We start from the raw sequence: 13,891 nt of genomic DNA on the forward strand, positions 1-13,891 counted from the left end.
CGATCACCCCGCGCGCCGGGCGCCGGCGGTCCAGGCAGGAGGCGTACGACATGACAGCCCCGGAGGCCGGGAGCCTCCGTACCAGCGCCTCGCGGCGGCCCCCCGGGACCGGACAGCTCCCGGTCGTCGCCGTGGTCGCCGTCGGCGGCGCGCTCGGCGCCGCCGCCCGCTACGCGGCATCGCTGTGGTGGCCCACGCACCCCGGCGGCTTCCCCTGGACCACCTTCTGGGTGAACGTCGTCGGCTGCGCGGTGATCGGCGTGTTCCTGGTGGTGATCACGGAGGCCGTCACCGCCCACCGGCTCGTGCGCCCCTTCTTCGGCACCGGCGTCCTGGGCGGCTTCACCACCTTCTCGACCTATGCCGTCGACATCCAGCGGCTGGCCGACGCGGGCCGTGTCGCCACGGCCCTGGCCTATCTGGCCGCGACCCTGTGCGCGGCGCTCACCGCGGTGTGGCTCGCGGCCACCGCGACCCGCCGCGTCGTCCTCACCCGGAGGCAGCGATGACCAGGCTGACCGGCAACGCCCTGCGCGTGACCGTCCATCTGAGCGAGCACGACACCTGGCACCACAGACCCCTCTACACCGAGATCGTCCACCGCGCCCACGCCGCCGGTCTCTCGGGCGCCAGCGTCTTCCGGGGCATCGAGGGCTTCGGCGCCTCCGCCCTGATCCACACCTCCCGGCTGCTCTCGCTCAGCGAGGACCTGCCGGTGGCGGTCGTCATCGTCGACACGGAGGAGCGCGTGCAGCAGTTCCTCCCACAGCTCGACGAACTCGTCCCGGACGCTCTGGTGACCCTCGACGAGTGCCATGTCCTGCGGCGCGCCGACCGCTCCGGAGAGCGGGGCGAACCGGACACGAAGGGTAAGAAGTCGTTGTGAACTGGCTGGTGGTCGTCGCGGGCGGCATGATCGGCGCCCCGCTGCGCTATCTGACCGACCGCGCGGTGCAGTCCCGGCACGACTCGGTCTTCCCCTGGGGCACCTTCGTCGTCAACGTCGTCGGCTGCCTGGTCCTCGGCACCCTCACCGGCGCCGCGGCGGCCCCGCCCGACCTGCGGCTGTTCCTGGGGACCGGGCTGTGCGGGGCGCTGACGACGTACTCGACCTTCTCGTACGAGACGCTGCGGCTGGCCGAGACGGGTGCGGGGCTCTATGCGCTGGCCAACGTCGTGGGGAGTCTGGTGGCGGGCCTGGGGGCCGCGTTCGCGGGGGTGGCGATAGGTCAGGCGGTCTGGCCGTAGCCCGCCGGCCGCACCCGCGGCTGGTAGGACTGTCCTCCGCACCACCCGGCCACCGAGCCCGTCGACCCCACCGATCTCGTCAGAACTGGATTCCATGAGCGCCATCTCCGTCGGCCAAGCCGTAGTCCTCGGAGCCGTCGAGGGAGTGACCGAGTTCCTCCCCGTCTCCTCCACCGGCCATCTGAAGATCACCGAGGGCCTGATGGGCATCCCGGTCGACGACGACGCGGTCGTCGGCTTCTCGGCCGTGATCCAGGTCGGCGCGATCGCGGCCGTCCTGGTGTACTTCCGCAAGGACATCGTGCGGATCGTCTCGGCCTGGTTCCGCGGGCTGCGCGACCGCGAGGAGCGCGTCCACCACGACTACAAGTTCGCCTGGTGGGTGATCTACGCGACGCTCCCGATCGTCGCCGTCGGCCTGGCCGCCAAGCCGCTCATCGAGGGGCCGTTGGCCTCTCTCTGGGTGGTGGCGGGCTCGCTGATCGTGGGCAGCGGCGTGATGTGGGCCGCCGACCGGATGGGCCGGCACAAGCGCGGTGAGGACGACACCTCGTTCAAGGACGCGATGCTGGTCGGCAGCTCCCAGATCCTCGCGCTGCTCTTCCCCGGCTTCTCCCGCTCCGGTGCCACCATGTCCACCGCGCTCATGCTGGACCTGGACCGGGTCGCCGCCACCCGGCTGTCGTTCTTCCTCGGCATCCCCGCCCTGACCGGCGCCGGCCTGTACGAGCTGAAGGACGCGCTCGGCACCGGCGCGGGGGCCGCCCCGCTGGTCGTCGGCACGCTGGTCTCCTTCGGTGTGGCGTACGCCTCCATCGCCTGGCTGCTGAAGTTCGTCGCCAAGCACTCCTTCAACGCGTTCGTGATCTACCGGATCGTCGTGGGCCTCGCGCTGTTCGGGCTGTTGGGCACGGGCGTGCTGAACAGCTGACCCCGCACACGCCTCCGCACGGTCGGGAAGTCCGCATGCAGACTTCCCGACCGCTGCATTTTTCCTTTCACCTCCCTTGACACCACCCGTACGTCACCCGGAACATCTCTCCCGTGAACCTGTCAGACAGCCAGACAGGTGGCTCGGGGCCGCGGCGCATCAGCGCCATGGAAGCGGTCCTCACCCACCTTCGCGACGCCATCGAGCGCGGCGAATACGCGATCGGCGACAAGCTCCCCTCCGAGGCGGAGCTGTGCCGCACCCTCGAGGTGTCCCGGCCCGTGCTGCGGGAGGCCCTGCGCGCCCTGCAGACCATGGGCCTCACGGTCGCCAAGACCGGCAAGGGCACCTTCGTGATCGCGAACACCGTCGAGGACCCCACCTTCGGCGACTACGCGGCCAGCGACCTGCTGGAGGTGCGCCGGCACGTCGAGATCCCGGTCGCCGGGTACGCGGCCCTGCGCCGCACCCCCGAGAACCTGGACCATCTGGCTCATCTGCTCGACCGCATGGAGCGGGAGACGGACACCACCGCGTGGGTCGCGATGGACACCCTCTTCCACCTGGCCGTCGCCGAGGCCGCCCAGAACCCGGTGTTCCGCCGGGTCATCGAGGAGATCCGGGACGCACTGGCGCGTCAGTCGGCCTTCCTCAACGAACTGGGCGGCCGGCGCGAGCAGTCCAACCGCGAGCACCGGGCGATCGTCGAGGCGCTGATCGACGGTTCCGAACCCGACGCGGTGGAGGCGATGAGCCACCACCTCGACCGCGTCGAGACGACCCTCACCGACATCGTGCGCGCCCCGCGCACGGACACCCCCCTGGAAGGCGGACCCGAGGCGTGAGCGAACAGCACCTCAAAGACGAGACGCGCCCCTCGTCCCGTCACGTGGACGCCGGAGACGCCGGGTACAGCAAGTCCCTGAAGTCCCGGCACGTCAACATGATCGCCATCGGCGGCGCCATCGGCACCGGCCTCTTCCTCGGCGCCGGCGGCCGGCTCGCCGACGCCGGACCCTCCCTCTTCATCGCCTACGCCGTCTGCGGCGTCTTCGCCTTCCTGGTCGTGCGCGCCCTCGGCGAACTCGTCCTGTACCGCCCGTCCTCCGGCGCCTTCGTGTCGTACGCCCGAGAGTTCCTCGGCGAGAAGGGCGCGTACACCGCGGGCTGGATGTACTTCCTGAACTGGGCCACCACCGGGATCGCCGACATCACCGCGGTGGCCACCTACACCCACTACTGGGGCATGTTCTCCGACATACCCCAGTGGGTGATCGCGCTGATCGCCCTGGCCGTCGTCCTCACCGTGAACCTGATCTCCGTGAAGATCTTCGGCGAACTGGAGTTCTGGTTCGCCATCGTGAAGGTCAGCGCCCTGGTGATCTTCATGTGCATCGGCATCTTCCTGCTGGTCACCCAGCACCCGGTGGACGGCACCACCCCCGGCCCCTCCCTGATCACCGACAACGGCGGCGTCTTCCCCAACGGCCTGCTGCCCATGCTGCTGATCATCCAGGGCGTCGTCTTCGCCTACGCCTCCGTCGAACTGGTCGGCGTCGCCGCCGGCGAGACCGAGAACCCCGAGAAGATCATGCCCAAGGCGATCAACTCGATCATGTGGCGCGTGGGCCTGTTCTACGTCGGCTCGGTCGTCCTGCTGTCGATGCTGCTCCCGTGGAACAAGTACACGTCCGGCGAGAGCCCCTTCGTCACCGTGCTCTCCAACATCGGCATCCCGGCGGCGGGCGGCGTGATGAACCTGGTGGTCCTGACGGCGGCGATGTCGTCGCTGAACTCCGGCCTGTACTCCACCGGCCGCATCCTGCGCTCCATGGCGATGTCCGGCTCCGCGCCGAAGTTCACGGGCGTGATGAGCCGCAGCCAGGTCCCGTACGGCGGCATTCTGCTCACCAGCGGTATCTGTGTCCTGGGCGTCGGTCTGAACTTCGTGGTCCCGGCGGACGCCTTCGAGATCGTCCTGAACTTCGCGGCGATCGGCATCCTCTCCACCTGGGGCATGATCATGATCTGTCACCTCCTCTTCTGGCAGAAGACCCAGAAGGGCGAGCTGACCCGCCCGGACTACCAGCTCCCGGGCTCCCCCTGGACCGAACTCGTGACGCTGTTCTTCCTCGCGTCGGTCCTGGTCCTCATGTACGCCGACGGCGGCGCCGGACGCACCACCGTGCTGTGCCTGCCGCTGATCGTCGCCGCGCTCGTCGCCGGGTGGTACGCCGTCCGCCGCAACCGCGCGCGCACCTCCGCCAAGGCCGACGCGTGACCCCGGCGCCGGCCCACGACAACCCACCGGTGATCCAGGCAGTGATGTACAGCAGTTCCCTCGCCGACGCCCCCGCGATCCGCGAACCCCTCCACGCACCCGTCGCCCACCTCGTCCGCGGCGGGGTGACCGAGGGCATCCACTACGGTTCCGTCGTCGTCCTCGGCACGGGCGGTGAGGTCGAGCTCCAGCTCGGCGACATCGAGGCCGCCTTCTACCCGCGCTCGGCGCTCAAGCCGGTCCAGGCCGTCGCCATGGTCCGGGCCGGGCTGCCGCTCGACGGCGAGCTGCTCTCGCTCACCGCCGCCAGCCACTCCGGCGAGGAACGCCACCTCGCCGGGACCCGGCGGATCCTCGCCCTGGCCGGCCTCACCGAGGACGACCTGCGCAACGTGCCGGACCTGCCGTACGGCCCCGCCGTCCGCGACGCGTGGATCCGGGACGGCCGGGAGCCCTCCCGAGCGGCCCAGAACTGCTCCGGCAAGCACGCGGCCATGCTGTACACCTGCAAGCTCAACGGCTGGTCCCTCGACGACTACCTCGACCCGGAGCACCCGCTCCAGCAGGCGATCGCGGAGATCGTCGAGGACCTCACCGGGCAGCGGATCGCACGGGTCACCGTCGACGGGTGCGGCGCCCCGCTCTTCTCCGTCTCCCTGCACGGCCTCGCCCGGGCCGCCGCCCGGATCACCACGGCGGCGCCCGGCACGCCCGAGGCCCGGGTCGCGGACGCCATGCGCGACCACGCCGAGATGGCCTCCGGCTCCGGCCGGGACGTGGCCGCCCTGATGCGGGCCGTCGCCGGCCTGCTCGCCAAGGACGGCTTCGAGGGCGTGGAGGTCGCCGCCCTCCCCGACGGCCGGGCCGTCGCCGTGAAGATCTCCGACGGCGCGAACCGGGCCCGGATCCCGGTCACCGCGGCCGCCCTCGCCCGGGCCGGCGTCGATCCCGCACTCCTCACCGAGTTCGCGGGGGAGGCCCTGCTCGGCGGCGGCGAACCGGTCGGCGCGATCCGCCCGGCCCGCACGTTGGACCCGGTCATCGTCCGGGCCTGCGCCTGACGGGTCGGTCGCGGGCGGGGTGTGGTGCGACGGGGGCCGGTCGGGTCGGCGCGGATGTCACCGCGGGCTGTGCCGGTGGTCACCGCGGTCGGCCCGGGCCCGGCACCCGGCGCTTCGGCCAGGGGCCGTTGGTGGTTGTCGCCGCGCGTCGCTCGGTCGATGCCGGTTCGGCGTGCGACGGTCTGCCTCGGTGATCGCGGCGGCGGGCCGCCCGGTCGGGCGACGCCTCGGAGCCCGGTCACGGTCCGTGGCGGTCGTCGCCGAGTGCCCCAGTGGGGCGGCGCCTCGTCGTCCGCATGCAGGCGGCGACCGCCGGGGTGCGGGACGCCTGGACGCCCCGTGGCCGGGTACCGGCCCGGCGCGCGGCGGCCGCCCCTCGAACCCGCCGGTCCGGTCACCACCGGACCGGTGCCCGGTCGGCTCGGGCGGGCGCCATCCCGTACCGCCCGAGCCGACTGCCGGTCATCCGGAGCCATCCGTACCGCCCGAGCTGTTCGCCAGCCACCCGGAGCCAACCGGTAAGCCCGAGCCGCCAGGCCCCAGCCCGTATCCCGTACCGCCCGAGCCGACCCGCCACCCCACCCCGACGTCACCCCCTCCCCTCACCCTCATCCCCAGAAAGAGGCCGCACCCTCATGACCGCCTCCGCCTCCGCCTCCGCCACCGACAGCACAACCGGCACCGACAGCGCGAGCGTCACCCGCAACGAACACGACCTGCTCGGTGACCGGGACGTCCCCGCCGACGCGTACTGGGGCATCCACACCCTGCGTGCCACGGAGAACTTCCCGATCACGGGTACGCGGATCTCCGCCTACCCGCATCTCGTCGACGCCCTCGCCGCCGTCAAGGAGGCCGCCGCGCTCGCCAACCAGGAGCTCGGTCTGCTGGCGCCGGAGAAGGCCGCCGCGATCGTCACCGCCTGCCGGGAGATCCGCGCCGGGAAGCTGCACGACCAGTTCGTCGTCGACGTCATCCAGGGCGGCGCCGGCACCTCGACCAACATGAACGCCAACGAGGTCGTCGCGAACCGGGCCCTGGAGCTGCTCGGCCACGAGAAGGGGCAGTACCAGCACCTGCACCCCAACGAGGACGTCAACCTCGGGCAGTCGACGAACGACGTCTACCCGACGGCCGTGAAGGTCGCGACCGTCTTCGCCGTGCGCGGGCTGCTCAAGGCGATGGCCGTCCTCCAGGACTCCTTCGGCCGCAAGGCCGTCGAGTTCCGCGACGTGCTGAAGATGGGCCGTACACAGCTCCAGGACGCGGTGCCGATGACCCTCGGCCAGGAGTTCTCGGCGTACGCCGTCATGCTCGACGAGGACCGCAGCCGGCTCGCCGAGGCCGTCGAGCTGATCCACGAGATCAACCTCGGCGCCACCGCGATCGGCACCGGCCTCAACGCCCCCGCCGGATACGCCGAGTCGGCCCGCCGCCATCTCGCCGAGATCACCGGCCTGCCGCTGGTCACCGCGGCCAACCTGGTCGAGGCCACCCAGGACTGCGGCGCCTTCGTCCAGATGTCCGGCGTGCTCAAGCGGATCGCCGTCAAGCTCTCCAAGAGCTGCAACGACCTGCGCCTGCTGTCCTCCGGCCCGCGCGCCGGCCTCGGCGAGATCAACCTGCCGCCCGTGCAGGCGGGCTCGTCGATCATGCCCGGCAAGGTCAACCCGGTGATCCCCGAGGTCGTGAACCAGGTCGCCTTCGAGGTGATCGGCAACGACGTCACCATCACCATGGCCGCCGAGGCCGGACAGCTCCAGCTCAACGCCTTCGAGCCGATCATCCTGCACTCCCTGTCGGAGAGCATCACGCATCTGCGCGCCGCCTGCCTCACCCTCGCCGAGCGCTGCGTGGACGGCATCACCGCCAACACCGAGGTGCTGCGCGCGAGCGTCGAGAACTCCATCGGCCTGGTCACCGCCCTCAACCCGCACATCGGGTACACGGCGGCCACCGACATCGCCAAGGAGGCCCTCGTCACCGGTCGCGGGGTCGCCGAACTCGTGCTGGAGAAGGGCCTGTTGCCCGCCGAGACCCTGGCCGACCTGCTGCGCCCGGAGGTGCTCGCGGGCAGCGGATCCCCTAGGGTCTGACCCGTCCTGACCCGTCCTGAGCTGCCCTGACCTGCGACGACGCGCCAGAACCGGCGCGGGAGGCACAATGGTGATCATGACAACGACGTCGTCCCTCGCCTTCCAGCCGGTCCTGGAACGCATCGCCGAAGAACTGGAGCACACCCCCGGCCGCGGCCGCCCCGCCGACTACATCCCGGCGCTGGCCGCCGTCGACCCGCGCCGCTTCGGCATGGCCGTCGCCGAACTGGACGGCACGGTGTACGGGGTGGGGGACTGGCGCGAGCCGTTCTCCACCCAGTCCATCACCAAGGTGTTCACCCTCGCCCTCGAACTCTCCCGTGAGGGCGACGCGCTCTGGGAGCACGTGGGCCGCGAACCCTCCGGCAACCCCTTCAACTCCCTGGTCCAGCTGGAGTACGAGAACGGCATCCCGCGCAACCCGTTCATCAACGCGGGCGCGCTGGTCGTCACCGACCGTCTGCACAGCCGTACCGGCGACGCGGCCGGGGAACTCCTCGCGTTCCTGCGCGCCGAGAGCGGCAACCCGGAGCTGGCCTTCGACGAGGAGATCGGCGCCTCGGAGAGCGCGCACGGCGACCGCAACGCCGCCCTCGCCCACTTCATGGCCTCCTACGGCAACATCGGCAACCCGGTGCCCGCCCTCCTCGACCAGTACTTCCGGCAGTGCTCGCTCACCGCGTCCTGCGCCGACCTCGCCCTGGCCACCTCCTTCCTCGCCCGGCACGGCATCCGGGCCGACGGCAGCCGCCTGCTCACCCGCAGCCAGGCCAAGCAGGTCAACGCGGTGATGCTGACCTGCGGCACGTACGACGCGGCCGGCGACTTCGCCTACCGCGTCGGCCTGCCCGGCAAGAGCGGTGTCGGCGGCGGCATCATCGCCGTCGTCCCGGGCCGCTGCACCCTCTGCGTCTGGAGCCCCGGCCTGGACGAACGCGGCAACTCCGTGGCGGGCGTCGCGGCCCTGGACCGCTTCACGACCCTCACGGGGCTCTCCGTGTTCTGAGCCGGGTCCACCGCCCCGCTTTATTGCGTTGAGGCGGAGGCCGGTCACCGGCGAAGATCCTCGGCATGTTCTCGCGCAGGAATCGCCGCCCCAAGTCCCCCGAACTGCTCAAGGCCTGGGAGTCCCTCGACACAGGTGACGTGCCCGGGGCGCTGCGGCAGTTGCGGCACGGGGCCGAGGACCAGCCGCTCGCGGAGGTCGCCCTCGTGGTCGGCCGGGCCGCCGGGGCGGCCGGGTTCGAGGATCTGGAGAAGGCCGCCGGCGCGCTGGCCGCGGCGCCCGACAAGCCGCAGCACCTCTACGACTTCGGGTACGCGTGCGTGGAGCGCGGTGTCCCCTACCTCGCGATACCCGCGCTGCGCGAGGCGCTGCGCCTGGTCCCGGGCTCCGTCGCGGCGATGCGCGAACTGGTCTCGGCGTACGAGCGCGAGGAGCGCCACCGCGAGGCGGTCGACGTCCTGACCGCGCACGAGGACGGCCTCGCCGCCTGGCCCGACCGCTATCTGCTGGTCTTCAACGCGGTCCTCGCCGGCGACCTGGATCTGGCCCGCCGCCACCACGCGCTGCTGCCGGCCCCGGACGACGACATGTGGCTGCCCGCCCGCGACCGGCAGAACCGCGTCCTGGCCCGTGCCGAGAGCGCCGCGCCGGCGAGCCCGCTGGACGGCACCGACCTGCGGGGCTGGAGTTACGTCCTCGGCGGCACCGTCCTGGGCACCCTCTCCCCGTACGGCTTCGACGCGGGCATGGCCGGACGGTACGCCTGGCTCCAGGACACCCACGACCAGTGTCTGCGCGGTCTGCTGCGCCTGAAGGCGGTGCTGGAGGCGGCCGGGACACGACCCGGCTCGGTCTCCCTGCTGCCCGACCGCGGCAGCCGCGTCCTGGGCCTGGCCGCCGCCGAGATCCTGGACCTGCCGGCCCTGCCCTTCGAACCGGAGCGGCCCGACGCCGTCGTCATCGCCTACGACCTGAACGAGACGCTCGAGGCGGACCAGGGCCCCCAGGTGCTCGAGCGGTTGCTGCACCGCGCGCCGGGGCAGGTGCTCCACGAGCACGCGAGCTGCTGGACGGACACACCGGCCGTCACCCCCGACAGTGTCGCGCTGTTCCACCAGTCGGCGGTCGCGCCCTGGGCGGCGGGACTGCGGGGCGGCGCCGACGGCGGTCTGGAGCGGGGCGAGCCCGACGAGCGGCCCGAGGCGGAGATCGCCGCCGACATCGTGGCCGCCGACCCGACGCCGGACGAGGGCGACGGCGGGACGCCGGCCGATCCGGTCGAGCGGCTCACGGAGTTCGTGACGGCGGTCCGCGGCACCTGGCTGACCGGCGAGCGGACCCGGGTCAAGTCCGCCGGACCGGTGTCCAGTTCGCGGTTCCGCTGACCGTCTCGGAACGCTCACCCGGCGGTCATGCGCAGGACCACGGCAGTCGAGCGGAACGACGCTTTCCGGCCACCCGGTGACGCCACTCTGACCGAGTGTTGGCCATGGCTTTTCCTGTCGATCTCCGCCGCTGCCAGGTACTGGGCCTGGCCGGTACGGCCTGTCTCGCCCTGGGCGGCGAGACGGCCGGCGCGCTGCCCGCCCGGGAACTCCTCGCCCCGTCCTCGGTGCACGCCGTACTGGGCCTGGTCGGGGTGTACTTCGGGCTGGTGCTGCTGACCGCGGCCTGGGTCCTCCTCGGCCGTCCGGTGCGCGGCGAGGATCCGCCGACACCACGCGCCCTCGTGCTCGTCCTCGCCGTGTGGGCGGCGCCGCTGCTGATCGCGCCGCCCCTGTTCAGCCGGGACGTCTACAGCTATCTGGCCCAGGGCGCCATGGTCGACGCCCATATCGACGTGTACGCGCACGGGCCGTCCCGGCTCGGCGGCCCGCTCGCCGACGAGGTCGCCCCGCTGTGGCGGCACACCGGAGCCCCCTACGGCCCGGTCTTCCTCGCCCTCGCCGCGGCCCTGTCCGGCCTGACCCACGGCGAACTGCCCGCCGGACTCCTCGGGATGCGGCTGGTCGCCCTGTGCGGGGTGGCGCTGATGGCGGCCGCGCTGCCCCGGCTGGCCCGGCACAGCGGCGCCGACCCGGCCGCCGCCCTGTGGCTCGGCGCCCTCAACCCGCTGGTCCTGCTGCACCTGGTGGCCGGCGCCCACAACGACGCCATCATGCTGGGCCTGCTGGGCATCGGCCTGGTCGCCGCGCTGGGCCGCCACCCGGTGCCGGCCGCCGTGCTGGTCACCCTCGCCGCCCTGGTCAAGGCACCGGCCGCGCTCGGCCTGGCCGCGGTCATCGTGCTCCAGCTGCGCGCGGGCCGCCGCCCGGTGCCCGCCGTCCTGACGACCGTGGCCGCCTCCGCCGTCACCACGGTCGCCGCCACCGCCGTCGCGGGCACGGGATACGGGTGGATAGCCGCCCTGGACACCCCCGTGTCCCCGCAGAACTGGGCCCTCACCAGCCTGCTCGGCCGGGCCACCGGCGCCCTGCTGGAGCACGCCGGCAGCGACCTGGCCCCGCTCGCCGTGCCCGCCTGGCACGCCCTCGGCCTCGCCGTCACCGGGGTCGCCCTGATCGCCATATGGTGGCGGCTGCGGCCCCGGCCGGTGTACGCGCTGGGCCTGAGCCTCGCCGTGGTGGCCGCGTTCGGCCCCGCGATCCGCCCCTGGTACGCGCTGTGGGGCCTGTTCCTCATCGCCGCCGCGGCACCCAGCACCTCGGTCCGGCACCGGATGGCCGCCGTGGCGGGCGTCCTCGCCCTCGCCGTCCTGCCCGACGGCGGACCGGTCGACTCCGGGCGCCTGCTCCTCGCGGTCTGCGGCGGCGCGCTCGCCGTGGTCGTCCTGTGGCAGGCCCGGCTCGCGGCCCAGACCCCGGACGCGCTGGGACGTACGGCATGAGAGCACCCGCCACGGACCGTGGCCGCCTCCTGCTGCTGTGCCTGCTCGTCGCCGCCGTCGCCGTCTTCACCGTGACCGTGCCGCTGCTGCGCGACTGGTTCGATCTGCGCGTCTACTACGGCACCGTCGACAGCTGGATCCACCACGACGGACGCGTCTACGACTACCGGGTGCCCGGCACCCCGTACGGATTCACCTACCCGCCCTTCGCGGCCGTCACGATGTTGCCGATGGCGCTCGTCGGGCTGCGCACCGCGATCGCGGCCGCCCTGCTGCTCAACCTGGCGGCACTCGCCGTGGTCGTGCGGATCCTGGCCGGGCCGGGCTGGCGGCGGCACGGCTGGTACGGCGCAGCCCTCGTCGCCTGCGTCCTCGCGCTGTTCGAACCGCTGCGGGACACCTTCAGCTTCGGCCAGGTGAACCTGCTCCTGCTGGCTCTCGTGCTGGTCGACTGCCGGCTGCTGGCGACCGGCCGGGGCCGCTGGGCCGGCATCGGGATCGGGCTGGCGGCGGCGGTCAAGCTCACGCCGGCGCTCTTCATCGGCCTGCTGCTCGTCGCCCGACGGTGGCGCGCGGCCGCCGTCGCCGTGGGCGTGGCCCTCGCGGCGACCGCGCTCGCCGCGCTCATCGCCCCGGACGCCTCGCGCTTCTACTGGACCCGGGCGATGTGGGACACCACCCGGGTGGGCCGGCTCGACTATGTGTCGAACCAGTCGCTCCAGGGCGTCCTGGCCCGGCTGGGCGTGGAGAGCCGGGCCGTGTGGGCGCTCCTCGTCGTGCTGGTGCTGTACGTGTGGGCGCGCCGGGTCCGGCGGTCGGTGGCCGCCGACGACTGGACGACGGCCTTCGCCCTCACCGGCCTCACCGCCTGCCTGGTCAGCCCCGTCACCTGGGTGCACCACCTGGTGTGGCTGCTGCCGTCCTTCGCGCTGCTGATCCGCGCCGGGCACCCGCGTGTCGCGGGCGCCCTGTACGCGGTGCTGTGCACCAGCGTGGTGTGGCTGTGGTTCGACGACGCCTCCGGCGTGGACGGGTTCCTGGGCTCGAACATGTACGCCTGGATCACGCTGGGCCTGCTGCTGTGGCTGCCGGTCGGTCAGGAACCGGCCGGGCGGCGGAAGGCGAGCCCCAGCACGAGCGCCACGGCGGCCCCGCCCAGCGCGGCGGCCGCCGCGATCGAGACCGCCGCCGACCAGCCGGACGGCCCGGCGTCCGCCGAAGGGACCCCCGAGGTGACCGCCGCCGCGGCGGCCGGCCCGACGTCGGGACCGGGCCTCGGCCGGGTCCGCAGCGCGTCCAGCGAGCCCACCGGATCGACCCGCCCGGCGGCCGCGAACCCCCAGTCGAGCAATTCGCGCGCCTCCTCGTAGACGGCGAAGCCGCCGCCCGCCCGAGGGTTCATCACCGTCACCACGAGGGTGCGCCCGTCCCGGCGGGCGGCGGCCACCAGCGTGTTGCCCGCCTCGCTGGTGTAGCCGTTCTTGATCCCGATCAACCCGGGATACGGATCGACCCCGTCCTCCCCGGTCAGCAGCCGGTTGGTGTTGCGGATCGGGTACGACCGTCCCCCGCCCCCGGGGAACGGCGCGTCCACCGTGGCGCAGTACCGGGCGAAGTCCGCGTTGCGCAGCCCGGCCCGGCCGAACACCGCCAGGTCGTACGCCGAGGACACCTGGCCCGGGGTGTCGTACCCGTCGGGCGACAGCACGCGTGTGTCCAGTGCGCCCAGCGCCCGCGCCTTGGCCTGCATCCGGGCGGCCGTCGTACGCCAGCCGCCGCTGAGGGCGGCCAGGACGTGCACGGCGTCGTTGCCGGAGTTGAGGAACACCCCGCGCCACAGGTCGGCGACCCGGTAGGTGCGGCCCTCGGCGACGCCGACCAGGCTGCTGCCGGGCCCGATGCCCAGCAGTTCGTCCTCCGTCACCCGGTGCCGGATCCCGCCGGGCAGGACCGGCAGCACCGTGAGGGCGAACAGTGTCTTCAGCGTGCTGGCGGGCGGGAGTCTGCGGTGGGCGTCCGCCGCGGCGAGGACCTCGCCGGTGCGGGCGTCGGCCACCAGCCAGGACAGCGCGGAGACGTCCGGGACCTCGGGCGCTCCCCGGTGCGGCCGGACCTGGGTGCCGGGCCGGTACAGCAGGGCGGGCCGGGGTGCGCTCACGCGCGGCTCGCCGGGCCCGCCGGGTGCTCCCGGATCCGTCCCGGCCGGGGCGGCGGCCACGGTCGGGCCCAGCGCCAGGACACCTGCCGCACACAGGACACACGCCGACACGGCGGCACGGGAAGAGAATCCGATTTTCATATGATCAACGTAGAAATGAACCGGGCCCGTGCCGCGCTGCCCGTGCCGAACGCCCGTGGGTGAGCACCCGGATGCCGCACGC

General features: G+C 72.9%; 12 protein-coding genes and 1 pseudogene. 12 read left to right on the top strand and 1 reads right to left on the bottom strand.

What is annotated here, in order from left to right; genetic code table 11:
* Nucleotides 1-50 precede the first annotated feature (50 nt).
* From crcB (ACZ6D7_RS20995) to ACZ6D7_RS21050, 12 genes are all read left to right on the top strand, one after another.
* Nucleotides 51-509 carry a fluoride efflux transporter CrcB gene (gene crcB / locus ACZ6D7_RS20995; RefSeq protein WP_469492509.1) on the top strand — a complete coding sequence of 153 codons (459 nt, stop codon included), beginning with the start codon at nucleotides 51-53 and terminating at the stop codon, nucleotides 507-509.
* Entirely contained in the window at nucleotides 506-886 is a 381-nt protein-coding gene (locus tag ACZ6D7_RS21000) for a DUF190 domain-containing protein (protein ID WP_469492512.1), read from the top strand. Before crcB (ACZ6D7_RS20995) ends, ACZ6D7_RS21000 begins: the two co-directional genes overlap by 4 nt.
* Nucleotides 883-1,248: a fluoride efflux transporter CrcB gene (crcB, locus tag ACZ6D7_RS21005; protein WP_469492514.1), complete on the top strand. Its 366-nt coding sequence runs from the start codon at nucleotides 883-885 to the stop codon at nucleotides 1,246-1,248. Before ACZ6D7_RS21000 ends, crcB (ACZ6D7_RS21005) begins: the two co-directional genes overlap by 4 nt.
* 94 nt (nucleotides 1,249-1,342) lie before the next feature.
* Nucleotides 1,343-2,179: an undecaprenyl-diphosphate phosphatase gene (locus tag ACZ6D7_RS21010; RefSeq protein WP_469492516.1), complete on the top strand. Its 837-nt coding sequence runs from the start codon at nucleotides 1,343-1,345 to the stop codon at nucleotides 2,177-2,179.
* Between the two features lie 167 nt (nucleotides 2,180-2,346).
* Nucleotides 2,347-3,024: a FadR/GntR family transcriptional regulator gene (locus tag ACZ6D7_RS21015; protein ID WP_469493050.1), complete on the top strand. Its 678-nt coding sequence runs from the start codon at nucleotides 2,347-2,349 to the stop codon at nucleotides 3,022-3,024.
* Entirely contained in the window at nucleotides 3,021-4,460 is a 1,440-nt protein-coding gene (locus ACZ6D7_RS21020) for an amino acid permease (protein ID WP_469492519.1), read from the top strand. The genes ACZ6D7_RS21015 and ACZ6D7_RS21020 overlap by 4 nt, the downstream gene beginning before the upstream one ends.
* 44 nt (nucleotides 4,461-4,504) lie before the next feature.
* Nucleotides 4,505-5,521: an asparaginase gene (locus tag ACZ6D7_RS21025; RefSeq protein ID WP_469492522.1), complete on the top strand. Its 1,017-nt coding sequence runs from the start codon at nucleotides 4,505-4,507 to the stop codon at nucleotides 5,519-5,521.
* A gap of 635 nt (nucleotides 5,522-6,156) precedes the next feature.
* Nucleotides 6,157-7,617 carry an aspartate ammonia-lyase gene (gene aspA / locus ACZ6D7_RS21030; protein WP_469492525.1) on the top strand — a complete coding sequence of 487 codons (1,461 nt, stop codon included), beginning with the start codon at nucleotides 6,157-6,159 and terminating at the stop codon, nucleotides 7,615-7,617.
* A 67-nt stretch (nucleotides 7,618-7,684) separates the two neighbouring features.
* The gene (locus ACZ6D7_RS21035; RefSeq protein ID WP_469492528.1) at nucleotides 7,685-8,623 is read left to right on the top strand and encodes a glutaminase; all 939 of its coding nucleotides are present in this window, start codon (nucleotides 7,685-7,687) and stop codon (nucleotides 8,621-8,623) included.
* Between the two features lie 65 nt (nucleotides 8,624-8,688).
* Nucleotides 8,689-10,008, top strand: a complete 1,320-nt coding sequence (locus ACZ6D7_RS21040) for a hypothetical protein (RefSeq protein WP_469492531.1) — start codon at nucleotides 8,689-8,691, stop codon at nucleotides 10,006-10,008.
* A gap of 104 nt (nucleotides 10,009-10,112) precedes the next feature.
* Nucleotides 10,113-11,510, top strand: coding sequence for a polyprenol phosphomannose-dependent alpha 1,6 mannosyltransferase MptB (mptB, locus tag ACZ6D7_RS21045; protein ID WP_469492533.1), 1,398 nt, complete (start codon nucleotides 10,113-10,115; stop codon nucleotides 11,508-11,510).
* Nucleotides 11,507-12,880, top strand: a complete 1,374-nt coding sequence (locus tag ACZ6D7_RS21050) for a glycosyltransferase 87 family protein (protein ID WP_469492536.1) — start codon at nucleotides 11,507-11,509, stop codon at nucleotides 12,878-12,880. Before mptB ends, ACZ6D7_RS21050 begins: the two co-directional genes overlap by 4 nt.
* Before the next feature lie 83 nt (nucleotides 12,881-12,963).
* On the opposite strand, the pseudogene ACZ6D7_RS21055 reads toward ACZ6D7_RS21050, so the two are convergent.
* Nucleotides 12,964-13,809: pseudogene (locus tag ACZ6D7_RS21055) on the bottom strand (D-alanyl-D-alanine carboxypeptidase family protein); the annotation flags it as partial.
* Nucleotides 13,810-13,891: the final 82 nt, after the last annotated feature.

The sequence above is a fragment of the Streptomyces sp. NPDC041784 genome (assembly GCF_055591025.1).